We start from the raw sequence: 25,143 nt of genomic DNA, 5'->3' as shown, positions 1-25,143 counted from the left end.
TTTTCGCCTGGATCAACCAACCCACGTCAGAGGCCCAAACCGGACACTCAAAATGAAACTTTGTGAACCTCGGCCGGCCTTTTTGTCGACTTTTTCATTTTGTCCCGCCTCCCACCGTAACCCGTTGTCTCCCAAGGCTCAGAATGGGAACAAACCAGGGAACAAAAGGTGACAACCGAATCCACCCGTCGCCATGCCATCCCGGACCTGGGGGATTCACAGGCCGGGAGTCAAGGGGGGGAGATCCGTAGCGGTGCGGAAGGAATCCTTGCACTGGAGTCCAGGCTTTAGTCGGTGCAGCGCTTCAAGCCCAGATGAAGCCGAACGGGCGACAAAAACGAAAGCGCTACTTTCCGGTATACCCGCATTGCGGGTTAACATAAGTAGCCGTGGTGGAGCGAAGCGAGGCCACGGGATCGTCCGGCACAGTGCATTCACTCAGGGACAGCCACGTCGTTGCGCCACCTGGACAGGCTGGACTTTCGTTAGAGAGAAATGCATGCCGCAAGAATCTACTCACTCAATTCCATCAGACTGCTCGACTGTCGCTCTCGATACCAATTCCTCACTGGGTCGAGCAACAAATGCATGACGGCTAAAACCACGGCCGGGGCGAAGATCAGGGGCTTCAAGTAAGGCATGGTGTTTTCAATCCTATTCCAGGTTATAAGCGCTAAAACTGTACTGCTAGCTAAAGCATCCACCGAGACAATGGTCATTGATACGAATAGATCAAAGGGGACACATCGAAGAACAAACCACACGAACAACGCCAAGTTCAATCGCATTGCGATGCCTGGATAACTCACCGCCCAGGGAGGCATGAAGCCTAACACTGCCTCATGCCAAAAGACCAGTCCCGCTGTGTAGATCGCGAGCCAGCCCCACGCCATCCCACGTTGCCTCCGGCTAAAGTAGCGGGGAGTCATCCACCAAACCCAGAAGAGCGGGAGAAAGGCCAGACCGATCCAAAAGAAGATCCGTCCGCGTCGAGTATCCAGATCTTTTGGGGAAGCTATGTCCATGTCGGCAGTTTAGAAAAAGGACCGACTGCTGAAAAGAAAAAAGCACCCACCCGACACAACCGAACACGAGAGGAGCGCGGAGACTCCTCTCTTGGGCTTCGACTCACTTCGGCAGCATCGTCAGATACTGCTCTTCCATCTGCTTCACTTTGGTGCGCAGGGGTTCGAGTTGAGGCTGCATCTTGGCGAGTTCGGTGTTGATCTCGGCGAGGTTTCTGTCGCGCTGTGGAGTGTCTTTCTCAGCAGCGGCGATGGTGGCCTCGGAGCTGGCTTTCTTTTTCTTGGCTGTTTCTAGAGCCAGCATGGACTGACCAATCTCGGCTTTCTTCGCATCGAGGATTTTCACCTCGGCTACGAGTTTACCGTGTGCGTCCGCATAGGTTTTCTCCAGTGGCGGTAGGGCAGCTTTGAGTTGAGCGATGGCGTCGTTCAACGGTTGAGCTTTGCTGGCGAATTCTTTCTCCAGGGCCGCAGGGATGGCCTGCTTTGCGGCGAGGGCGTTTTTCTGGGCAGCGATTTCCTTGCTGATGCTGTCATGCTGACCTCGGATCGGAGCCACGGCTTTCTCGGCTGCGGCGACTTCGGCTTTGGCTTGGGCCACGCGCTTCTCACCTTGGGCGGCGGCGGCATTGGCGGCGTTCAGTTCGTTCTTGGTTTTAGCCAAGGTCTGACGTGCGGCATTCAAAGCTTTATCAGCCGCTTCGCGGGCTTCACGACGGGCATCGAACTCGGACTGAGCATCGGCCAGTTTCAGGGTGGATTCAGCCGCTTGTTTCTCGGCTTCGGCCTGCTTCGCTTGGGCAGCGGTCAGAGCTTGCTCGTGAGGCTGAGCGTTTTCGTTTTTCGCCTTTGCGTCGTTGAGAGCTTTTTCGGCTTGAGCCACGGCTTGGCGCGCGGACTTGATGGCGGAGCCGGTGCCTGCGGTGGCTCGGCGAATCTCAGCCAGGGTCTTATCGGCAGATTGGATCGCTGCGACGAGTTGAGGCAGGGCCGCTTCGGCATCCTTCACGGCTTTCTCCTGAGCAGGCAGGGCAGCGGTGCGCTCCGCTGCGGTCTGCTTGGCCTTCGCCAAACTGCCTTCTTGTAGAGTCACATTGGCTTGTTTGGCCTTCAGTTGTTCTTCAGGGCCTTTGAGCTTGGCCGCGACTTCGACGAGCTTTTTGTTCAGCGGGTCAATGACCTTCTGAATGTCTTCCGCCGATTTTTTAGCAGCTGCAGCGCCTTCATCACGGGTCTTGGCCAGCGCAGCCACTTCGGCTTCACGAGCCGCCAGCATTTGCTTGTGCTCATTCAGTTTTGCGGCGGCCGCCGCATCGGCGGCGCGGGTCGGTTCCGTGGCTTTTTCCAGGCCTTCCAGTTCCGCCTTCAAGCGTGCGAGAGTCGCTTCGTGTTGCGGGATTTGATTGACCGCTTCGGCGATGGCTTTCTTGGCGCTCTCGATGCTGGCGGCATTGGCGACCTTGGCGTCTTCGTTCTCCTTTTTCGCAGCGGTGTAGTCGTTGATATCGCCTTCCAGCTTCGCAAGTTTTTCCTTCTCACTCAACACGCCGACATTGAACTGAGCGGCTTTGAGCACGGTGGGCAGTTTTTGATACAGCGCGATCTGAGCTTTCTGATCGGCCAGTTGGGCTTGAGCCGAAGCCGCAGCCGCTTTGGCATCAGCGATCTGCTTCTCGTTATCCGCGATCTTTTTGGGCCATGCTTCCAGGGCCTTTTTCTGCTCAGGCAGTTGTTTCTCTTTCCCAGGCTTGGCGGCCTTGAGCGCAGCCACTTGGTCCTGCGCAGCCTTCACGGCTTGATCAAAGCCAGCCAGGGCTTGTGGGGGCGTCGCTGCGGCTTTTTTCAGCGCTTCCAGCTTACCGCTCTGCTCACCAATGCTTTTGGTTAGCTCTGCGACTTTAGGCGCATCTTCTGGCTTCGTGAGAGCCGCTTTATCGGCATTGAGTTTCGCCAAGGCAGCCTCGGTGGTTTTGATCTCCGCCAGGGATTGCTCATGCTTCTTCAGCAGCTCCGCCTGAGCATTGCGCTTGGATTGAGCTTCCGTCACAGCTTTCTCGCCTGCAGCGATCTGGCCAGGCAGATTCTTGATCTCATTTTCCAGAGCAGCCACCGCCGCTTGAGCTGCTGCGGATTGCTTCTTGGTTTCCGCCAGGCGAGCCTCTGCGGCGGCCACTGCATCAGCGGTTTGTTTGACCTTGCCTTCCACTTCAGGCAGTTGCGCCACCAGGGTGGTCGCGATTTTTTCAGCTTCGACGATGCGCTGCGCAATCAATGGGGGATTGCTGGAAAGCTGACCCCGCTCCGCCATCTTGGCTTCGAGGGACCACAGCTTGATCTCCCCACGCCAGTTGGCCGAAACCACCGACTTAGAATCGAAAAGCGCGGTCACTTTCGTCACCACATCCCCTTGGCTAGGTGCTTCACCCACCTTGTTACCATTGATGTCCCAAAGGCGGATCAAGCCATCGTTACCGCTGGAAACGAGCTTACCATCCGGTGTGAAGGAGACGGACTGGACGCCACCACCATGGGCAGCCCAATTTTTGATCTGCTTGCCTTCATTCATCTCCCAGATGCTGATGGTGCCATCGGCGGAAGAGGAGGCGAGCACATTGGAATCACCACGCCAAGCCAGATCGGTGCAAGCACCCTTGTGCTGACCCAGGATGTAAAACTCACCGCCATTGGAGGCTTCCCAAACCATGACGTTGCCATTACGGTCTGCGGTGGCGAGCAGCACTCCATCAGGACTGAACGAAGTGCCCATGATCCACTCGGTGTGTTTGCTGATCACATACAGCTCTTCACCCGTCGCGGTGTCATACACCTTCACTTTCTTGGAAGGACTGCCAATGACGGCCATTTTCTGATCCGGGCTGATATCCGCACTCATCACTTGGTCGAACTCCTTGCCGACCTCGACGATGCGCTTGCCCGTCTTCACATCCCAGACAATGGCATGGCCCATCTTGCCACCACGACCGCCGCCCATGATCAGGAGCGAGCCATTGCGGCTGAAACGCAGACTGCGGGCATAACCTTCCTCATAGGGGAACACCCCCGCGAGTTGGCGTGTGTCCGTGTCGTAAAGCAAAATTTGTTTGGTGCCCGCGAGAGCGACCAAGGAGGTCCAAGGACTCGCCGCCATGGCCGTCACCGCCGTGGTGCGTGGAGTCACGATCACCGGCTCCAGCAGAACGTTCTCGGGCTTGGCGATTGGGCCTTCAGGTTTACCACTGGTCACAGCCACAGCCATATCCACCTTGGGCTTGGTGGATTTTTTTGCCACGCTGGATTTCGTCTCCAGCAAACCACCGTTGATCCACTTGGAGAGGATGGCCAGTTCCTTCTCGTTCAGGGGCGCACCTTCCGGTGGCATGAAAGGTTCTTCCTTCTTCGCACAGGTCGTCCACAGGCGGCTGGCATCCGAGTTTCCAGCATCCACGATGGCACCACCACCGCCACCCGTCATCAGGGCACCGAAGCTGGTGAGATCGAGATCTCCCTTCTTCTTATCCGGGCTGTGGCAGGAAAAGCACTTATTCTCCAGCAACGGACGAATGTGATCTTCATAAGTGATCTTTTCGGCATCCTGAGCCGCTGCGCTGGCAGCTGTCAGAAAGCTCAGTGAAAGGATCTTGGCGTGGGTCTTCATAGCGAAAAATCAGAAATAGAGAGACGGGCGGATGCCGTAGCATTCGCGAGCGGTGCGGACGGCATCGTCCGCATTCCGTGTGGCATTAGTGATTGAAGTAAAACTCCTTGGAGTTCATCAGCGCCCAGAACACATCCTCCAGGGCCTGCTGACGCTGCTCGGGCGCTGCCGCCAAAGTCTGGAAGAGGGATTCCTTCTCCTTGTCATTGGGCATCCGGCCAAAGACACGCAGATAAAGATTTTCGACGATCTCAGCATCGTTCTTCTTCTCCTGAATGAGCTTGGCCACGACCTTGCCCTGCTTGATGCGATCATTGATGGCATCGCCATTCATCAGGTGCAGGGCCTGTGAGAGGTTAGGCTCCATCTTCACCTCACATGAGCAGACGGATTCACGCTTGGAGCGGCCAAAGGTGGTGAGGAAGTAATTGCTCACGGCACCATCGGCGATCTGCACCGCACGAGCACCCAGCGGAAGACCCTGAAATTTGTTAGGCGTCTCAGTGATCTGAGAGATGGCATCCAGCAGGATTTCAGCCCGCACACGACGCACCTGAGCGTGGGAGAAGTTCTTCTTATCCCCCGCATTGGTTTCATTCACCTTCGTGCTGCGCTGGTAGGTCATGGAGTTGCAAATGTCCTTCACCAGACGGCGCATGTCATACTTGTAGTTCGTCAGATTTTCCGCCAGAGCCGCCAGGAGTTCTGGGTTGGAAGGCGGGTTGGAGACGCGCACATCATCCACCGGATCGACGATACCCATACCAAAGAAGTGCGCCCACATGATGTTAGCGATGTTGCGAGCGAAGTAAGGGTTCTGGGGAGAAGCAATCCACTCAGCCAGGACTTTGCGACGGTCTTCACCAGGTTTGATCTCCGGCACCTCCCCCCCCAGGAACTTGGGTTTCATCACCGCATTGGTCAAGAAGTGACGAGATTCACCGCCCTTGTTGTTATAGATGATCACCTCTTGGGGGTCATCCGTGCGCTTGCGGCCGATCTGAGCGAAGAAAGCTTTGAACCCATAGTAGTCGTCCATGGTCCAGCGGTCGAACGGATGGTTATGACACTGAGCGCACTGGATGCGCATGCCCATGAACACCTGCGCCACGTTTTCCGTGAGCTTGAGCTGGTCGAGCTCGGTCTGGTAGAAGTTCACGGCTGGGCTAGAAACCGTGCCGCCCGTGGAGGAAAGCAGCTCGGTCACCACCTCATCGAGAGGGATGTTCTTGCCGATACGCTCGGCCAACCAGTTGTAATACAAGAGCGCATTCTTGTAGAAAGGGGGCTGGTTGTTGTTGTTGGCGATGTCGGAGCGGATCTGGAGCAGCTCCGCCCACTTCATCACCCACAGCTCGGTGAACTCCTTGCGCTGAGTGAGGCTGTCGATCAGAGCTTCGCGCTTGTTCGGGTTGGCATCTGCCAGGAAGCCTTTCACTTCATCAGGCTTGGGATACAAACCGATGACATCGATGTAGGCACGACGCACGAACTCTTCATCGGTGCAGATACCGCTGGGCAGGATGCGCAGCTTGTGGAGGTTTTCGTCCACCAGCTTATCGATGTAGTTCACTTCCGCCAGCTTAGGCCGTTCGTATTCCAGTTTGGCCGGGATGACCAGGACTTGAGCGGTGACACTGTAAACATCGAAACGTGCCAGCATGAAGGCTGCGCCACGCTCGCCGCTGGTGACCAGACCGTCTTTGTTGATCGTCGCGGTCGGGTCGTTGTTGGACATGAACAACGCCAGCTTGGTTACATCGCGGTCCGATCCATCGGAGTAGGTGGCACGCACGGTGATCTGCTGGGTGTTGCCCACGCCTTCTAGGACGATCTGTTTCGGAAAAACCTCGATGCCAGTCACTTTGGCAATGTCCTTGCCGTCGTTAGGCGCACCGTTGCTGATCCATTCCAGGATGGTCTTATTGTATTCAGACTCCGGCTCGTAGCACTGGTTGCCGGAGTGAGGCACGGCACCCACGGCTTTTTCCACCAAGGTGCTCTCCTCAGGGATGGCTAGGTTGATGCGACGACCCACCATCTCACGGGTCAGGCGGATAAAGTCCCCCTGAGGGTCCATACCAAAGAGGCTGAGACGGAAGCCATCCTTGCCACGGGCCGCGCCGTGGCAGCCCCCGGCGTTACAACCACCGCGCAAGAAAACGGGCATCACATCCAGATTGAAGGAAATCGGACGGTCTTTATGACCATTGGCCAGGGTGACGGCCGCCTTTACATTCGTCGTGCCCAGAGTGGCTTGCAGTTCCGTGCTGCCCGTATCGGCCACTGGCTTCAGCACATCACCGTCCAGCGTGGCGATCTTGGCATCCGCCGTCCGCAGGTTGGCAAAACGGGTCACGTCCCGGGTGGTGGCATCCGCAAAGGTGGCCATCACCACGACCTTGTGGAAGTCGCGCTTGGTTTCGAGGGCGAACTTCTCTGGGAAGATTTCCAGCTTGGTCAGAGAAGGCAGCTTGGCATTAAGGTCCGCTAAGGCCTTCAGCTCTTCGGGGCTCTTGTGGCGCAGGGTCAGCCCTTGGGGCCAATGGGCTCCTTCCGCAATCCAGCGACGCAGCAGATCCAGCTCATTTGCGGCCAGAGGTCCGCCTTTGGGTGGCATGATGTCGTCGTGATCTGCGGGAAGAAGGGCACGCTTGAAAAGCTCGCTCTCGTCCGGCTTACCCGGCACCAGGGAGGGACCGGAGGAGCCGCCCTTGATCATGGCCTCCGCCGTGTTCATCAGCAGCTTGCCTTTGACCTTATCCGGGTTGTGGCACTCCAAACACTTGCTTTCCAGCAAGGCCTGCACCTGGGTAAAATCCACCAGTGCCGATGCCGCCGCCGAAGCGGGTGCAGTCGCAGGCGCAGGTGCCGGGTTGGCCAGCGCAAAAGACGGCCACACAGCGAGGCTGAGCAGGGTGAAACGAGTAGCGAAACGAGGGGGTGTCATGGAGACGAGGATGAGGGCTTGGGCATACCTACGCCGCACCGGACTTATTTTTTCGATAATGGACGAAAAACACTCTCTGAAATCCCCCTGCGTGCCAGAAAAATCCATGACCTGTGCACTTTGTTTCAAAGAAACACCCCCGGCCCATTCGTCTGAGGATTGAACAAAACGTCAGGCGGCAGCGTCTGCGTGTGCAGACGATACCGTGACCGTCTTGCGAAGTGTTTATAAGTTGGGCCCCCTAACTGTCTTGTTTTTTCAGGGCTGTTTTGATAAACCGCGTCGGAATTTCTCCACCTTGCCATGCCATCCCGGTCACGTTCTCGTTTTCTACGTCAGGCCACGCTCTTCGCTCCAGCGGTTGGGCTGGCTTGGCTAGCTCTGCCGGAAGGCCTCAAAGCTCAATCCGAGCAAGCCACGAAGTATCACGAGCTGCTGCGCAAGCGCCCTCAACCCGGGCTGGTGATGGATCGATTCATCAATGCCTGGCTGGAAACGGACAGCAGTGAATCCCTAGCCGCCTACCTCCAGCAGCGCACGGGCACCGCGAACGACCTCCTCGTGCTGGCCCTCTTCCATGAATACGAAGGCCGGGAAGCTGAAGCGCTCAAAGCCTATCAAGACGCATTAACCCAAAACCCCAGCAATGCCGCAGCCTGGCTTCAGCGAGGGCGCCTGGAAGCGCGGATGCTCAACTTTGACGCAGCGCTGCAATCCCTCACCCAGGCCACGGTGCAGAAGCCTACCCCCGAACTCGCGCTCGATATTGGCAAGCTCCAGGGGCGCCTCCTGCTGCGCACGGGCCACACGAAAGAGGCGCTTCAAGTGTGGCAGGATCTCCTGGCCGCACATCCAGACGATGAAGATCTGGTGGAAGAATTGATCGACGTCCAGGTGGGCGAAGGCCTGCTGGATGAAGCCGCCGCCCTCTGCCGCCAACTGATCTCAAAAACCAAGGACACCTCCGTGGCGGTCACCCGCCGTCTTCTCCTGGCGGATATCCTCACGCGTGCCAGCAAGCGTGAAGAAGCCCTGAAGGTCTATGCCGAAGCCCTAGAAAAGTCCGGCCAGGGTAGCTGGGTGGAAGGCGAGATCTTGGCTCAAATCGAGGGTACCTTTCGCAAAGGCGGTGATCTATCTGGACTGACAACTCACCTCAGCACGCTGCAAAAAACCCATCCGCAGCGTTCCCGCCTGCTCCAGCAGCAGGCGCGCATTCTGGCGGAAACTGGTGCGGGTGAGAAAGCACTGATGATTTATCAGGATCTCCTCCAGCGCACCCCGGGGCAACGGGACCTGCGTGAGGCTTATCTGGACCTCCTGACTCGGTTGGAAAAATACAGCGAGGCGATTGAACAAACAAAACTGCTTCAAGAACAAAACCCCACCGATGGAGAACTGCACATCCGGTTGGCCGGTCTGCACCAGAAAAACAAGGACCTGAAAGCCGCGCAGGAGTCCCTCACCCATTATCTAGCCCTCCCCAACTCGGGTGAATACGAGCACCTGCGCGCCGCACGCTTGCTGGAGACCTGGGAGCTCAAGGCCGAAGCCAAGGCCGCTTATGAAGCCCTGGTGAAGACCTTCCCGCAGAGTCCCTCCGCGCGAGAAGCCCAGGCGCATTTTTTACATCGCATCGGCGAGCGCGACGCCGCTCTTACCCTGTGGCGGGAACTGGCCAAAACAGATGATCTGGAGCAACTCCTCGCCATAGCCCAATCCCTCACCACCCGGCTGGAGCCTGACGCGGCACGTGAGGTGCTGTATGAGCATCGCGAGAAATTTAGCCAGGAAGACCGCTATCTCACAGCGCTGATCCACGCGACCCTGAACTCGCGTGAGATCAATGCCAAGGAAGAAGCTGACCGGGTACAACTCCGCCTCAATCGGCTGAAAGAAGCCATCCCATGGGCTCTCACTCGAGTGCGTCTGGCCCGTGATGAAAGTCTCCTCGAAGATGCCGTCAGGCAAACCGTAGAACTGCTCACCCAAGCCAACGCAGGCAAAGAAATACTCGACCGCCTGCGCGGACAAACAGAGCTAAAAATCCAGGAACGCTGCCTCCTGGCTGCACTGCAGGAAGCCAGCGGAGACAAAGAAGCCGCCGAACAAACTTTACAAAACCCGTCACCCACGGACACCTTGCTGGCGCAAAACCAACTCGTTCGGTTGATCGAAAAACGTCAGGACTTCACCCGCGCCGCTCAGGAAGCTGAAAAAATCATCCCCCTCCCCGAAGGACGCACCTCGCAGAATCTCCAGCGGGTGGTGGATCTCTACTCCCGTGCCGGCCTCCCCCAGCAGGCCCTGAAATGGATTCCTGATTGGAAAGCCCTCTCTCCAAGCGCCGCGCAGCCTTGGCTGATGGAAGCCCAGCTGCTCAATACCGATGGCAAGCCCGAAGAAGCGGTGAAGGTGCTACGCAGCGCTGTGCGGAAGTTCGAAGATGAAGAAGGCCTCGCCAGTTCATTAGCCACCTCTCTCATCTATTCCGGTCAGACGGCCGAAGCGGAGCGGCTTTTCCTAACGTATTATGACAAAGCTGAAGAGCCGGACACCAAAAAACGTTGGGTCACCACCCTCGCCCAGGCCGCCTATGCACGCGGAACTCTCAGCCGGGTGATCGAGACCTTTCAAGAGCGCCAGCGCGCCCATCGACAAGACCCCATGCCCTGGTTGGCTCTGGCAGAGATCCACCGCATCGGTCAAAACGATGCGGAGCGCCGCCTGGCCCTAGCCGAAGCATCACGCCTCACGCCACGCGATGTGAATCTTCTCCAGCAGCTCGCCCGTGCGGAAGAAGATGGCGGACAGTGGCAAGACGCCCTGCGCACCCTGGAAAAAGCGGCCGCCCTGGATACCACCTCACGCAGCCTCCAGCAGATCGCCTCTCTGCATCTCACGTATGGAGATGAAGCCGCCGGTTACCGCATGCTTTTCAACATCGCAGGCGGCGCGGAGATGGAGCCGAAAGATGCCATACGTCTCGCTGATGGCATGGCGGCGCGGGGAGACTGGAAACGGCTGCTGGAATTCATCGATCCCATCCTCAAGAAACACCCCGAAGACTACCGCTTGGCTTATGTACGGGCCGTGGCTCTGGAAGAAGATGATCAGCTAGAAGAAGCCGCCCAGGCTTTTTGTGATCTCATCAAAATCAAAGCCGAACTCCCCAGCAATACCCAAACGAAAACCGTCACAGCCACCGCCCCCTGGTTCTACATGAGCCTGGTCAATGAAGCGGCCAAAGAACTCCCCACCTCCTATCAGGCTCTGCAAAAGATGCTCAATGTGGGGCTCTATCAGAGTTATCAGCATCAGTATCAACGGCGCTTTAACATGCGGAGCTCAAACGGGATCATTTACTTCCCGCCAAATGTGGAATCGGTCCCTGCCATGGTCGCGGCACACCTCATCTGCCTCACTCAGTCCCTCCCCCCATCTCGTGCCGCCTTGGTGTGGTCTCAAGCCGATACCGCCGGGCTGCCTGCCACGCGGCAACTGCGTTACATGGTGCCGGATATGGCACGCTACAGCATCTCCGTGCCGCAGGAAAATCTGGAGGCTTCCGGCTGGGACGAAGGGCTTTTAGCTCATGCGGCCTTGACTTCATCCCTCAGTTCGATGGAGCCTTTAGCGTCCCAAAAAGCCTTTGAAGCTTTTGGCAAAAACTACCCCGTCATCTCTCTGGCGCTTGTCATCTCCACACTCCCCACGGATCCGCTACTAGGACGGTCGTGGTTAGACCAAGCTTTGGACGCATTTGAAAGAAAAGGTAAAGTTTCGACATCTACCCTTTTTTCCTTCAGTCAGCTTTTGGGTGGAGGCCAGCGGGTCAATTCCTACGGGATGAACTATGACCTAACAGACGATCAAACCAGCCGGATGCTCAAGCTCCTAACCCGGCTACTGACCGAAACCCAAGACAACAACGGACGCACCACGCCTTTCGCCTGGGTCGCCAACTCCGCCCGTGCAGCTGAACGCTGGCCGGAACTGATCCAGATCCTCGAAGCCGAGGTCGAACTGTTTCAAGACCCTGCCAAACGCACCGGCATGATCGCCAAATTGGGACTTCCACAGATTCGTAACGCTCAAATCAAATTACTGAAGGCCATTCCCTTTCCTCCGGCAATCACCCTACCACCGCATGTGGCGTTCTGGTTCCAACGGAAAGACTTTTACAATCCAGATCCTTCCGATGGAGTCCTCATCGAATCAGATTTCGAGCCGTTGAAACCCCTTTTATCCACAGTCAAGAATCCGGTCCTCCGCTTCGTCCTCACCTGCAAATCTGGCGATACGGAAGGTATGGAAAAGGAGCTCAAAGCCCGATTGGAAAATCCGTCCGCAAGTGTGGAGGACTGGCTGCTCTCGGCAGGAGTGGCGCAACAAAAAGAAGATCATCGGCAGGCAGCGGAGTGGCTGATGAAGATCCAGTCTCAGCCGCTGGACCAAGATCTTCGCGCCCAGGTGGATGCAGCCCTGGTTTATTCAGCCACCCTTCTCGACAAACCTGCCCCACCCTTGCTCCAGGCGGCCAGCCAAGCCTTGCGCCGTCTGCGCAGCAAACGAGTCACCACTTCCGAGAGAGACGAACTCATCGTCGCGATGACTACGCTAGGCATGACCGAGGAGGCGAATCAATGGAAACGAGTGGCCGCCATGGTGCCTGCCTCCAGCAGCAGCAACTATGTTTCTTACTCCTCTTCGAGCTCGACCAGCAAACTCCAAAATCTCATCGCGAAAGGCAATCGTGAAGCCATCCTTCGTGAAGCCTCGAACGTTCTCAAAAACCTCTACAGCAGCAACTTCCGCCAAAACAATTCGAGCTACGCCAAATCCGAAACCAAGCGCGTGCTCACCTATCTGACGGGAATCAAAGAGGCGCGCGCTGAGCTGATGAAAAATCTCAATCCTGGAGAGGGCTCTTCGGTGTTAAAACGACGTGAATATGCAGGCCTGCTGGAGATGCTGGATCAGGTCCCTGAGGCGACCGCCCTTTATCAGAAACTATTGGACGAGAACCCCAATGACCATGACACACGTGTTCGGTTAATCATCGTCACAGCCCCTAAAGAGCCCCAGAAAGCCGCCGAACTGCTCAAGCAGATCTCACTCAAATCCTTGGGAAGCGGTTTGGGCAATGAACTCATCCAGGTGCTGTCCAATTCCTGGGATATGGAATTCGAGTCACGGCTCGGTTTGATCGAGGCCATCGCCAGCCGATTGGAAGAGCCTGCATCTGAACCCATACAACAATCGTCGAAAGCTCTGGAATGGGCTGTCGATCTGCCCGTCGCCCTGACCCGCTCACTTCAGTATGGGCGCAATCCTCTCTACCTCCATCAACGTTATCAAAACCAGGCGTCTAGCTCCAGTGCAAGCCAGGATGGCCCTAAAATGCGGCGCCTAATCGAGGTGCATCAGCGTCTCTGCCTCGCCATGATGGCTTATCCGTCCCTGGCCGATGAAGGCTTCCGCTGGTATGCCTGCACACGACTGGCCGAAACGGGCGACTCTAAAGCCGTGCAAGAAGACCTCCACCGACGGGCCATTGAGATCCTCAAGTCCGCAGCCGCTCTCAGCCGCGTCCAACGTATGCCCAAATCCAGTAACGGCTACATGCAGATGGCTGCGGCCCTCCCCAATCCCACCCCGGCGGAATATCTGATCTGGCAGGCCTGGCAGAAGGGTGAAACCGAGCGCCTACAGAGAGAGATCCTCCCCCTCATCACCAGTGCTCGCACACGGGAGGACTCAGCCCCCTGGCTACTGCAAGCCAAACTCTGGACCTGCCCGGAAGAGGACTTCACGAGCACCGCACTCAGCTACCTGAAGACGGGAGTCAAATTGGACACCAGTTTCAAACAACATCAACAAAAGCTCGTGTGGCTTTCGGATTGCTGGGCGGCTCGTGACATCCGCAACCCCGTCCTCGATGAAGTCATCTACACCTTCCACAAAAGCAACACTTCAGGGGACTATGACGGCTACGATTATCTCAGCGTTTTTCTACAAACGCGCCGGAAGCAGGTCGCAGGAGCCTCCGAAGACGAGTTTCTGCATCAATGGCTGATCAGCGCTCTGGGGGCTGAAACGAGTTGGAAAAAACGCATGGATACTTGGGTAACGACCCGCTACGGAAACGGCGGTGCCTTCAACGATCGGCAAGCCTATTGCACCGGTCAAACGATTGAAGACATGACCCGGAAAGAGGGCCTCCTTAGCATAGGCATGAAGCTGGCCGCAATGATCGGCCTCAGCGAAAATGAAACCTGGATGGGCAACCAGATTTACAGCATGAGCAGCGTCGCCGCGAACGGCGCGGACGAGACTCTCACATTCCTCGATGCCATCCATGCCTTGAGCGAAGCCCCCACTTACCTAAGCTTCAAAGCGACCCATCGACGCGAGCACCCGCTTACCGAGCTTGTCAAAAATCTGCGCGATAAACCTTCACTCCTAGCCGAGGTGAAGAAAAAGATTCAAGCTCGGACACCGCAAACTTTTGGCAGCGACATTCTCTTAGCCATGCTTCAAGAGAATGTCCCCGCCACCTTGACTGAGGCGCTGAAAAAGCGCCGTGAAGACTTGAAAAAGATCCCCCCAGAGCGAGCGAACACCTTCAACGCCTTGCTCAAAACAGCGATCCCGGCCCTGAACAATCCCGCCACTGCCGATGCCGCTTTAGTCCAAGCTCTGGCTCCGCTGTTGGAAAAGGAAACGAACGCCCAGAAAGACGAAATCGAGCGCATCACGAAAGCCTCCAGCTTGGCAGAAGTGAACATTTCAGACAACATCTTCGAGAACCAAGTGCCTCGTCTCATGGCAGGTCTCGTCAACTCTGATCGCGAGTTGGCTCGTCAGCTTTTCCTGAATGCAGCCCAGCTCATCGAGGCCAAGGCCCGGAGCAACGGCTGGAACGGCGACAGTTGGTCCGAAGGCTGGACCTATCGCAGCGAGCTTGTGGATGATTTTGATGATCAAGCCTCCGGCCTAACGGCCCTCGCCTTCACCCTTCAGCTCTGTCAAGAAGATGATAGTGGCATGCTGATCCTGGACGGCAAAAGCCAGGAAGGCCACTGGAGCAACACCCTCATGGATGCCTGGAAGAAAGCCGGAGGCCAAGCCAGACCCGCCGCCGCTGTAAATGAGCTTCTCACCTCACTCCATCGCGAGTTAGGCCAGACCTCTCCCACCTTACTCGCCTTAGGCTTCTACGAATTTTATGTCAAGCTCCCCCCAGGCATGCGTGTGCCCGTGCTGAAAGCCGCGCTCAAAGAAGACTCCACGGACACGCAATCTCTGCGCCGCGAACTGGCCTGTGCCGGCAGATTCTATCTCGGCACGGAGAGCAATGCACTCGGCAATGAAGAGCTGCAAAAAACTCTGAGCTCACTGGGTGGCCTCGCTCCCGCTTGGGAGCACTACCGACAACAGATGAATGATGAGCAGATCAATCCCCGAGTTCGCATCGCCTTGGCCGCGCATCTAGCCACGAAAGACATCCGCAGACCTGATCCTGACATCGTACGCAAGAGCATGGACCTGATCGCCAAAGAGCAGCGTGCTTTTCATGCCGTCAGCGGTGACTTTCACTTCACGCCACTGGCGCGGGCCTTCTGCCAGCTACCGCTCAATGAAGCCTGGAAAACCGCAGCTCAGGAGCAGTGGGAAGCCTGGGTCGTGCGAAACAGCCGGAACAATGAAAACAGTTCACGCAATCGCGCCTACAGCCCACGGGATGAAACGCCATGCGCCATGCTGGGCATCGTCGCCCGGCTAGGCCATGACGAAGCCATTCGACGTCTGCTGGCGGAGGGTATGACCTCCCTCAATGACGATCCCAGCGCCTTCGTCACCCTGGTCACCAATGGCGCTCACACTGCGGCTCAGCAGTGGCTGGAGCAGCAGTGGGCCAACTTTCTTTACGATCCCTACACGGGCATTGAGTTCACCCCCGCACTCACTGAAGAACTACCCAAGTTCATAGCCAGTTGCTCCAACAATCCGGACCTCGCGATGCTGGGTGAAATGATCTGCGCCGTCTTGAAAGACCCGCCCAAACAACTCCAAGCCCAAGGCTTCATCGATCATAACCGGCGCATTCTCAATGCCGTGCCGAAACTCAAAGCGACCCCCTTCAAGGACGACGAGATCCGCACCCGCTGCCTGGAGCATACCGCCACCTTATTCGAGACCTTCTCGCTTCTTCACGAGGAATACCTCGCACTCGCTCAAAAAAGCAAGGCCTCAGAGATTTTGGAGTTGGCGGATACCTGGAAGACCTTCCGCCGGATGAAACCCATCGCCGCAGGCTTGGCTCATCAATTCTGGACGACTGGCGATGACACAAATCTATTGCGCCTGTTTCAGGAACTCCGCGACAGCGAAGCGACAACAGACGAAAGGCTGCGCGCCTATACCTACAATTATCTCGCTAGCCCGGTTCTGGATTATCTGGAGTGGCACTGGAGCCGTAATGAGCGCGGTGATCTGAAAAAGGTATTGGCTTACACGGACAAACTGATCGAAGCCAGCCCCCGCCATGGGAACAACCCTTCGCTTGGCACCTCCATTCTGCTCAAGCTGATGCTGCACACGATCGAGGGTGATGCCCGAGCCTTCGAAACGTGGAAAAAGAACCTCAGCTCAAAAGATGCGGAGGAACTGCGAACCCTCGTCAAAAACCGCAACACGTTCTTTGTGTGCCAAGGTTATTTTGGCAAACCTAAACCCAAGCTTCCCATCGAAGAACGCATCCAGATCCTCACCGGCATGATGGCAGACTCCTGGGTGCAGGACAAATACCCCACCGCTGGCACCGGCATCCCCAACATGATCAGCCTGATCGTCAACACGCACAAGCTCATCACTCTGGAAGAATTGCCGGAGGCCGGCCTCGCTTTTGCAAAGGCCCTCCCTCGCCGTGGTCGCACCGCCGCAGAAGCCGCCGATCTCGTGGCTCCCTCCGCCGGCGAATCCTCACTCGCGCTTTACGACCAAGCCATGGCTGACGTCGGCAACGATGTCGGCTTGCGAGCTAACTATCTTTTCCGCAAAACCGATGTTCTCGAACGCCTGGGACGTAAGGAAGAGGCACGCCGCCTGCTCGCACAACTGCTCAAAGAACCCAAGCTCGGCCCCAATCCCAAACGCACGGCCGAAAACGCGCTCAAACGGCTGCAGTGAGCGAGACGTCCACCCCATAATCCAAGCCTCCCTGCTCTACAGCCTTGCCTTTTTAACCCCCGCCTGATAAAACCCTTAGAAATCCCCCCTGCGCCATGCCTGCACATACTCGCATCCAGACTTTCCTCCATGCTGTGCGCGCCCGGATGGATCGGGCAAGGCTGGCAAGAATCGTTTCCGCCGTTTTCTGCGTCGTCAGCGTCTTGCTGGCCATCTGGTGTCTCCTGTGGATTCTCCAAGGTTATGCCGTGCCTAAATATGGCTACTTCAGGGCCGCCTTTGGCATGGCTTTGTTCAGCACTCTCCTGTGGTGGTTGAGCCGCCCAGATCAACGAAAAGCGGCCCGTTTTGCCGATGACCATTTTGGCTTGAAAGATGCGCTGAGTTCTCACCTGGGCTTCCAAGAACAACAGCGCGAGGGTGAGTTCATCGCGCTCCAGGTGGAAGACACCGCCCGCCGCATCGAGAGCTGTGAACCGGCCAGCATTCCCATTCGTTGGTCGCGTCGGCTTCTGACTTGGGGAGCCATCCTTTTGGTTAGCTCTCTCGTCATGGGTTTTAAAAAGCCCTCTCCCATCGTGATGGAGCGTCTGTCTCTGGAGCAAGAGACCTCAGCCAAGACCGAAGAGATCAACAAAGAGCTGGAAAAACAGATCGAAGAGTTGCTCACCCAATCTCCTGAAGATGAGCGTGAACTCCTCCAGCCTGAGGAGTGGAAAAAGTGGCTGGAGGAACTGCGGCAGACGAAGGATCAAAAAGCTGCGCTGCGCCAATACGCAGAACTGGAACGCCGCATCACAGAGGCCGCACAAAAGCTCAGCCTGCGCAGCCAGGAGCAATTGCTCGCTAAAGCCGCCGCTGAACTCAGCCAGGAAGCCCCTCTACGGCCTATGGCCAAAGCCTTGGAGCAGAAGGACTATAAGCAAGCCGCCGAACAACTGCGGAAGATGCAACCCAAGGCCGATGACCAAAAGCCTGATGAAGCCCGCCAAGAACTGGCCCGACTCAAAGCTGCCGCCCAGCGTATGGCTGCCGCAGCCCGTAGCTATCAGCAGCGCAGTGGCCAGAACTCATCTCAGAAATCCGGCAGCCAATCCCAATCTCAGAACAACGCCAGCACCAGCCCCAAAAGCAGCCAGTCTGGCCAACAAGCTCAAGGTAGCCAAGGCGCCTCCAGCAGCGAGAGCATGGACCAGCAAATGATCTCCCTGGAGCAGCAGGTGAATCAACTGGAGCAGCACATGCAGCAGAACCCCTCCAGCACCGAATGCAAAAACTGCCAGAACCAGGTGCAGCAACAGATTGCCAAACTCTCTCAGAGCCTCTGCCGCTCAGCCGCACAATGCAACGCGGCGAAAAAACTCACCTCACTGAGCCAGTGCACCTCCAAGTGTCAGAGCTACCTTTCTAACAAACAGTGCAACTCACTCAGCCAGTCCCTCGGTCAAAATACGGGCAAAGGCATCGGTGCAGGCAGCAGTGAAAGCCGCCGCACCGAGAGTGAGCTCAGTCAGGACAACGGTAAGCGGGATCAACTCCAGGGTCAAAAAGGCGCAGGCCCTAGCAGCACCAGCATCGAAGCTGCGGACAGCGGCTCCGGCACCGTCAGCCGCCAGGCTTCCCATCAGGAACGCACTTGGCAGCGCCAAGTGGAGAGCTTCGTTCAGCGAGAGGATGTGCCCGCCGAAGTCAAAGCCGGCGTGAAGGAATACTTCAAGGCCATCCAGCAAGTGGGTGAAGAACAGCCTACCCAACCCGCCAGCAACTGAAATCCACACGGGATGGATGAGTGGATGAAACTCAGGGAAGCCCTGGTCAACTCACAAACGGCGCTCAAGTCTCCTCATTGATCGATCACCCACTCTTTGATCCCCTCTTTTTTCCCATGCCCTCCCCCACTGAAACCCCTGCCGCTGTCGAACACTTTCACGAAAGCTTTGAAAAACTCCGGGCTGAGATTGCCAAGTTCATGGTGGGCCAGAAGGACATCATTGAGAACGTCCTCATCGCCGTCATTTGCGGAGGTCACGTCCTGCTTGAAGGTGTCCCCGGCCTAGGCAAGACAGCGCTTGTCAATACGCTGGCCAAGGCCCTGCACCTGAAGTTCCAGCGGATTCAGTTCACCCCCGATCTTCTCCCCGCAGACATCGTCGGCACCCAGATTCTGGTGGAGCGAGAAGGACGCAAGGTTTTCGAGTTCCAGCCTGGCCCCGTCTTTTGCAACGTCTTGTTAGCCGATGAGATCAACCGTGCCACACCCAAGACGCAATCCGCTCTCCTGGAAACCATGCAGGAGAAACGCGTCACCGTCGCCGGAGCCACCCATCCTCTGGATAGCCCCTTCTTTGTCTTGGCCACTCAAAACCCCATTGAACAAGACGGCACCTATCCCCTTCCCGAAGCGCAGTTGGATCGCTTTTTCTTCAAGCTCTTCGTGCCTGTGCCCAGCCACGACGACTTCCACGAAATCCTCAACCGCACCGGTGGCAGTCATGTCCCTGAGATCCATGCGGTTGCCACAGGCGAGGACATTCTGCAAATGGGCAAACTGGTCCGTGAAGTGCCTTTAGAAACCGGCATCCAAAACTACCTTGTGAAGATCGTCCGCGCCACACATCCTAGCGATGTCAACGCCACCGATGACGTCAAAAAATACGTCCGCCATGGTGCCTCTCCACGTGGAGCTCAGACCATCCTCGCCGCAGCCCGCGTGCTAGCGCTTCTGGATCGTCGTTATCACGTCGCAAGGGAAGACATCGCCAAGGCAGCCCTGCCTGCGCTACGCCACCGCGTTCTGCTCTCCTTCGAGGGTGAAGCTGAAGGCATCAAGACCGATGCGCTCATCGCGGATGTGATCGAAAAGGTGAAGGTCTAGCTAGCAGCGGGATGGCTGGATTGTTGGATGAATGGATGTCCAAACGATCAACTGGCCTGCGGCACCTTCGATGATCCAACACCCCACTCATCCACCCATCCAATAATCCACCCATCCCCCCACCCCACGCATGCTCACCGATCCCGCCTTCATCCGTCGGCTTGATTCGCTCTATCTTCTCGCGAGGAAGATCCTGGGTGGGTCTTTGCAGTCGGACAGGCGCAGCACGAAGAAGGGAGCGGGCATCACCTTTGCCGATTACGCGCAATATTCGTTAGGCGACGATTACCGCAGCATTGATTGGCGCATTTACGCCAAGTTTGAATCCCTCTTGATCAAGCTCTTCGAGCTCGAAGAAGACGCCACCATCTACCTGCTCCTGGATTGCAGCCCCTCCATGAGCAGCAAGCAGCTTTACGCCAAACAACTGACCGCGGCCTTGGGATACATCGCACTCAACACGCTGGACCGGCTCGCCGTGTATGGCCTTGCGGATCATCTTCAACCGCTCGTCGAACCCAGCCGAGGTCGCAATCAAGTCCTGCCTTTCCTGAAGTCTCTCGAACTGGCCCCCACCTTCGGTTCCGGCACCGATCTGGCAACCTGTGCCCGAGAGTTTGAAGCCCGTCATCGGCGCAAGGGACTGGTCTGTGTCATCTCCGACTTTCTCCTCCCCGGTGGCTTCGAGGAAGGTCTGAGCCGACTGCAATGGCACAAGCACGATGTTTTCTGCCTGCAAACCCTCGACGACAACGACCTGCATTGTGAGTGGAAGGGGGACGTGACTCTGGAATGTGTCGAGTCCGGTCAAACCCAACGCGTCACTATTTCTCCGCGAGAAGCCAAGCTGTATGAACAAGCCGTCAACGAGTGGAACGCCAACCTTAAGAGCACCTGTGCTAAACGCGGCATCGGACACACACGGGCCACACCGGATCAACCTTTTGAAGATGTCATCACCGACCTCCTGCGCCGTGGCGGTCTCGTGACTTAACCTCCCCGACGTGACTTTTCTCAATCCAGCGCTCCTGTGGACCCTAGCGGCGATTGCCCCGCTAGCGGCCATTTATTTCTTGAAGGTTCGCCCGCGAAAGAAACCCGTCACCGCATATTTCCTCTGGCAGAAGATCTTCACCGAGAAACGCTCTTCAGCCCTCTTCAAACGCTTGAGGGACGTGTGGTCGCTGTTGCTAATGGCTTTAGCCTTTGCTGCCATTGCCTTGGCCTTGGCGGAACCGGATCTAGAAGGTGATGAACGCAAGGACTTACTCATCATCGTGGACCACTCAGCCTCCATGTCGGCACGGGACGGTGGGGGCACTCGCTTGAGCGTGGCCCAACAAAAAGCACGGGAACTCATCTCGGCCCTCAATGGCAGTCAGCGTGCGGCCGTCGCCGCCCTGGCGGATCGACTGACCGTTCGCGCCCAGCCCACTCGACATCGGCGTAGCTTGCTAGAGGCCGTGGATGGCATCCTTCCTTCTCAGCTTCCCTCGCGAGCGGAAGCGCTTCGTTCGATCCAAGCCGGAGAAGAGGGGCTGAAAAACACTCGCGCGATTTTGATCACCGACGGTTGTGTGGATGACCCCACGCTTCTCAAAACCATGGAAGTGCTCCGCATCGGTGGGGAGGCACCGAACATCGGCATCGTGCGGGCGGATCTACGGCCTGTGCCCGGAGAGGGCTTACGCCTCGGTCTTTTCCTCGTCTTGCAATCCACCTTCAAGGAAGAAACTGCGGTGGACATTGCCTTGAAGCATGAGGACAGCGATCATCTGGTGAAACTGATCCCGCTGAAGGTGGGACCCGGTCTGAATGCTCCGGTGACCTTGACGCTGGAGGATGCGCTCACCGGACGCTGGAGCACGAGCATCGAACTGGATGATGCACTGGCTTTGGACAATCAGGTCTGGCTCCAGGTCCCACCTCGTGAGCCGCTTCCCGTCGGGGTCCTGGCGGACAATGCATTCTTTCTTCAGAATGCCGTGCAGGCCTTTCAGCGGAGTGAGCAGCAACTCACCTTGGCCGAAGATGCGGCCTCGGCCCGACTCTTTCTCGCCCTGGGTCGTGCGCCGGAGTCAGCCTCCTCCCTCATTTTTCAACCTCAGGGCACCAGCGCTCTCTGGAGTGAAGTCGGCGAGGAGATCCTCACACCGGTGCCCCGGGTGCAGATCAAAGACCATGCCCTCCTGCGCTACCTGGATGCGGAAACGATCAACTTCACCGGGGCTCGTCAGCTCAAAGCGCCCGCAGGAGCAGTCATCCTGGTGGCGGATGAAACCCAAGTGCCCTTGATCTACCTCGTACGTCAGGGTGACCTAACGCATTGTATCGTTAACCTCGATCCCTTAGCGGCTCAGTTTTACCTATCAGCATGGTTTCCCGTGCTCACCCACAATGCCGCCGCGCACCTCAGCCATCGTGAGACACCTCTGGCCGCCACCCTGCCCACGGGCACCCTCACAAGCGTTCCTGGAGCCGCTCCCGCGGAGGAAATCACCGTGCTCACCCCCACCGGAGCCGAACTGAAACTCACTGCTGATACACCTCTGCGTCTGGAAGAAACCGGCTTTTACACCGCCACCCATCGCCAGGGTCAGAGTGTCATCGCGTGCTCGCTCATCTCTCCATCCGAGTCAGGCGCGGCCGATGCCACCCTCCAAAGCACCACCCGCCCTCTCGCCCAGGGTCAATCCCCCAGCTACTGGCTGCTCGTGCTGGGCCTAGTCGCCCTCATCACGGAGTCCGCGCTCTATCATCGGCGGAAAGTTGGCTAACCCCTTTTTGCATTTCACTCCTTCATGACTTTCACCACCTTCACGCCTCTGCTCTGGCTCCTGCTGCTCGCCGTAGCAGGGCTGGCCTATGGGCGCTCCCTGGTGGATCGACCCAGCGGACTGAAGATCGCCTCGTTCACGCTGCGTGTGCTCGGCATCGTCCTGCTCGCCCTGGCTTTGTGCCAGCCCTACATTCGCGACCACTCCGATGACGCTCATGTGGTCTTCGTGGTGGATGTCTCTCAATCGGTGGAGCTGAAGTCCGCCCTGGAGGCACTCCAGCCCATCGAAGAAGGCATCCACCAACTCCGCACCGGTGATAGCTACACGCTCTATACCCTAGCCAAAGGCGTGCGTGAGCAAAAGACCCCGGCGGAGCTGCGCACCCTTTTGGAAGGCTGGCAAAAAGGTCTCGCGGATGATGCTTACCGCTCCGAGTCTCGTCTAGGGGACTCCCTCCTCAGCGCTCGCCTCGCTTTCCCGGCGGGCAAAGCCAAACGCCTCATCCTTTTCAGTGACGGCGTGGAGACGGATCACTCGGTGACTGAGGCGCTGGAGCAGCTTCAGCGCGAGGATGTGGACGTGCGCTTTGTCAAACTGGGGTCTCTGGATCAGCCCGAGGCCGCCCTCGTCGCCTTGGAAAGCACCTCCAGCTTTGCCTTCCAGGGCGAGATGCTGCGCTTGAATGCCCGCGTGCGAACCAATCGCGACATGCAAGCGACCGTGCGCCTGCTTAACAAGGGCGTGATGGTTCAGGAAAAGACCACCTCACTCAAGGCAGGTGAAGAAATCAAAGTGCCCTTTGATCAGGAGATGATCACTCCGGGTCCTGGTGTCTGGAGCGCTGAGATCGTGCCTGCTCAGGATCATTTCCCCATCAACAATCAGGCCTCCCTCACCGTCAATGTGCAGGGTCAGCCACGCATCCTCGTTTTGCATGAGAAAGAGCGTGAGATGCGGGCCATCGCCCGAGCGCTGAAGGAGCAGGACTTCGAGGTGGACATGCGTGGCAAGCGTGGCCTACCCGATAGTATGGAAGAGCTTCTGGCCTTCGATGCCGTCGTCATTGCGAATTTCCCCGCCACGGACATGACGACCCGCCAGATGAATCTGCTGCGCAGCTATGTGGCTGACTTCGGCGGCGGTCTGGTGATGTTGGGCAGTGATAACAGCTTCGGCCTCGGCGGTTATTATAAAACCCCGGTGGAGGAGGTGCTGCCGCTCGTCTCTCGTTACGAGAAGGAAAAGGAAAAGCCCTCCCTGGCCATGGTCCTCGTCATGGATAAGAGCGGCTCCATGCAGGGTGAGCCCATCGCTCTAGCACGGCAGGCGGCCAAGAGCGCGGCAGAGCTGCTTTCCGCACGAGATCAGATTGCCGTCATCGGTTTTGACGGGGCGGCTCAGGTGGTGTGTGACATGACGCCGGCCTCACAGCTCGGCACCATCCTGGCGGCCATAGATTCCCTGGAAGCCAATGGCGGTACCTTCATGTATCCTGCCATGGAAGCCGGGCGTGACATGCTGGAACGCACCAGCGCGAAGGTGAAGCACATGATCTGTCTCACCGATGGCCAGACCCAGGAGGCGGATCACATCGGTCTCACCCAGCAGATGGCCGACTCCGGCATCACCGTCTCCACCATCGGTCTCGGTCAGGGGGCTGCTGCCGATCTCCTCCAGCAGATCGCTGAGGTCGGCCATGGCCGTTACTACGAAAGTAACGAAGCCGAATCCCTGCCGCAGATCTTCACCAAGGAAACCACACAAGCCTCCAAGTCCGCCACCCAAGAAGGTCTCTTCCCCCACATCCAGGTCAGTGAGCATCCCATGCTGGCCGGTTATGATGCCGATGGCCTGCCCGTCACGCTGGGTTACGTCATGACGGAGGCCAAACCCGCCGTGCAGGTGCTGCTCACCGCCGAGAATGGCGATCCCCTGCTCGCGGTCGGTCGATTCGGCCTCGGCATGGGGTTGGCCTACACCGGTGACCTCACCGAGGTCTGGGGCGGCGAGTGGCTGGCCTGGGATGGCTGTGGCCGTTTCTGGGCCCAAGTGCTGCGCGGCATCGTCCGCAAGATGGATCGTCAGGGCCTGGACACCCGCAGCGAGATCAGCGAGGGCCGCTGGCAGGTGCGGTTGGATCGCCGGGATGAAAACGAAACACCACTCTCCGGTCTGCGCATCGAAGCCCAGGCCCTGGATGAAAACGGCAGCGCCTTCCCCGTCCAGGTGGAGGAAACCGGCCTCGGTCGTTATGCCGCCATTCTGCCGTTAGGCACCCGCCAGCACATCGCCCTGCGTCTGCATGATCGCGACCACGACAAGCTGGAAGTGCGTCACTACCACGCCGCCTACCCGAATGAATATCGCCTGGATGGCCAACCCGCCGCTCCCCTGACCACCCTCGCCTCCTACCAGCCCGCCACCCTCACCGCAGCCCTCCCCCCCGCCTTCCAGCTCCGCCCCATCGCCTCCTGGTTTGCCTGGCTCGCCCTGGTCCTGCTCCTCGGCGGCATTCTGCTGCGAAGGGTTTGAGAAGTGGTCCGCACACTCCGTGTGCGGGTTACCGCTCCGAAGTCTGAGTGGGGAATGTAATCTCCACCGGTCCTGAAGTCTCTCCATCTCCAGCCTCCTGATATCCCTCTGCAAGGCCTCATGGGTTCACC

The 25,143-nt window shown here is 57.7% G+C and carries 9 protein-coding genes; 6 read left to right on the top strand and 3 right to left on the bottom strand.

The window, feature by feature from the left end; genetic code table 11:
- Positions 1-512 precede the first annotated feature (512 nt).
- The 3 genes from B5D61_RS02195 to B5D61_RS02185 all read right to left on the bottom strand — a co-directional run bounded on the left by B5D61_RS02195 (position 513) and on the right by B5D61_RS02185 (position 7,630).
- A complete protein-coding gene (locus B5D61_RS02195) occupies positions 513-1,025 on the bottom strand; it encodes a hypothetical protein (RefSeq protein ID WP_078811646.1) in 513 nt (170 codons plus the stop codon).
- Positions 1,026-1,128: 103 nt separating this feature from the next.
- Positions 1,129-4,680, bottom strand: a complete 3,552-nt coding sequence (locus B5D61_RS02190) for a c-type cytochrome domain-containing protein (protein ID WP_078811645.1) — start codon at positions 4,678-4,680, stop codon at positions 1,129-1,131.
- An 85-nt stretch (positions 4,681-4,765) separates the two neighbouring features.
- Entirely contained in the window at positions 4,766-7,630 is a 2,865-nt protein-coding gene (locus B5D61_RS02185) for a DUF1549 domain-containing protein (protein WP_078811735.1), read from the bottom strand.
- Positions 7,631-7,933: 303 nt separating this feature from the next.
- On the opposite strand from B5D61_RS02185, the gene B5D61_RS02180 reads away from it, so the two are divergent.
- The 6 genes from B5D61_RS02180 (at position 7,934) to B5D61_RS26060 (ending at position 25,012) form a co-directional block, all read left to right on the top strand.
- Positions 7,934-16,825, top strand: a complete 8,892-nt coding sequence (locus B5D61_RS02180) for a tetratricopeptide repeat protein (RefSeq protein WP_078811644.1) — start codon at positions 7,934-7,936, stop codon at positions 16,823-16,825.
- 95 nt (positions 16,826-16,920) lie between these two features.
- On the top strand, positions 16,921-18,594 hold the full coding sequence (locus tag B5D61_RS02175) for a hypothetical protein (protein ID WP_078811643.1): 1,674 nt from the start codon (positions 16,921-16,923) through the stop codon (positions 18,592-18,594).
- Between the two features lie 116 nt (positions 18,595-18,710).
- Positions 18,711-19,700, top strand: a complete 990-nt coding sequence (locus tag B5D61_RS02170) for an AAA family ATPase (RefSeq protein ID WP_078811734.1) — start codon at positions 18,711-18,713, stop codon at positions 19,698-19,700.
- A gap of 130 nt (positions 19,701-19,830) precedes the next feature.
- Positions 19,831-20,694, top strand: coding sequence for a DUF58 domain-containing protein (locus B5D61_RS02165; RefSeq protein WP_078811642.1), 864 nt, complete (start codon positions 19,831-19,833; stop codon positions 20,692-20,694).
- Positions 20,695-20,704: 10 nt separating this feature from the next.
- Positions 20,705-22,477, top strand: a complete 1,773-nt coding sequence (locus B5D61_RS02160; protein WP_078811641.1) for a vWA domain-containing protein — start codon at positions 20,705-20,707, stop codon at positions 22,475-22,477.
- Between the two features lie 24 nt (positions 22,478-22,501).
- A complete protein-coding gene (locus tag B5D61_RS26060) occupies positions 22,502-25,012 on the top strand; it encodes a VWA domain-containing protein (RefSeq protein ID WP_078811640.1) in 2,511 nt (836 codons plus the stop codon).
- Positions 25,013-25,143: the final 131 nt, after the last annotated feature.

Source organism: Prosthecobacter debontii (genome assembly GCF_900167535.1).
GTDB classification, from domain to species: Bacteria; Verrucomicrobiota; Verrucomicrobiia; order Verrucomicrobiales; family Verrucomicrobiaceae; genus Prosthecobacter; species Prosthecobacter debontii.
Note: the sequence above shows the minus strand (reverse complement) of the source record. Positions and strands in the feature narration are given on the sequence as shown.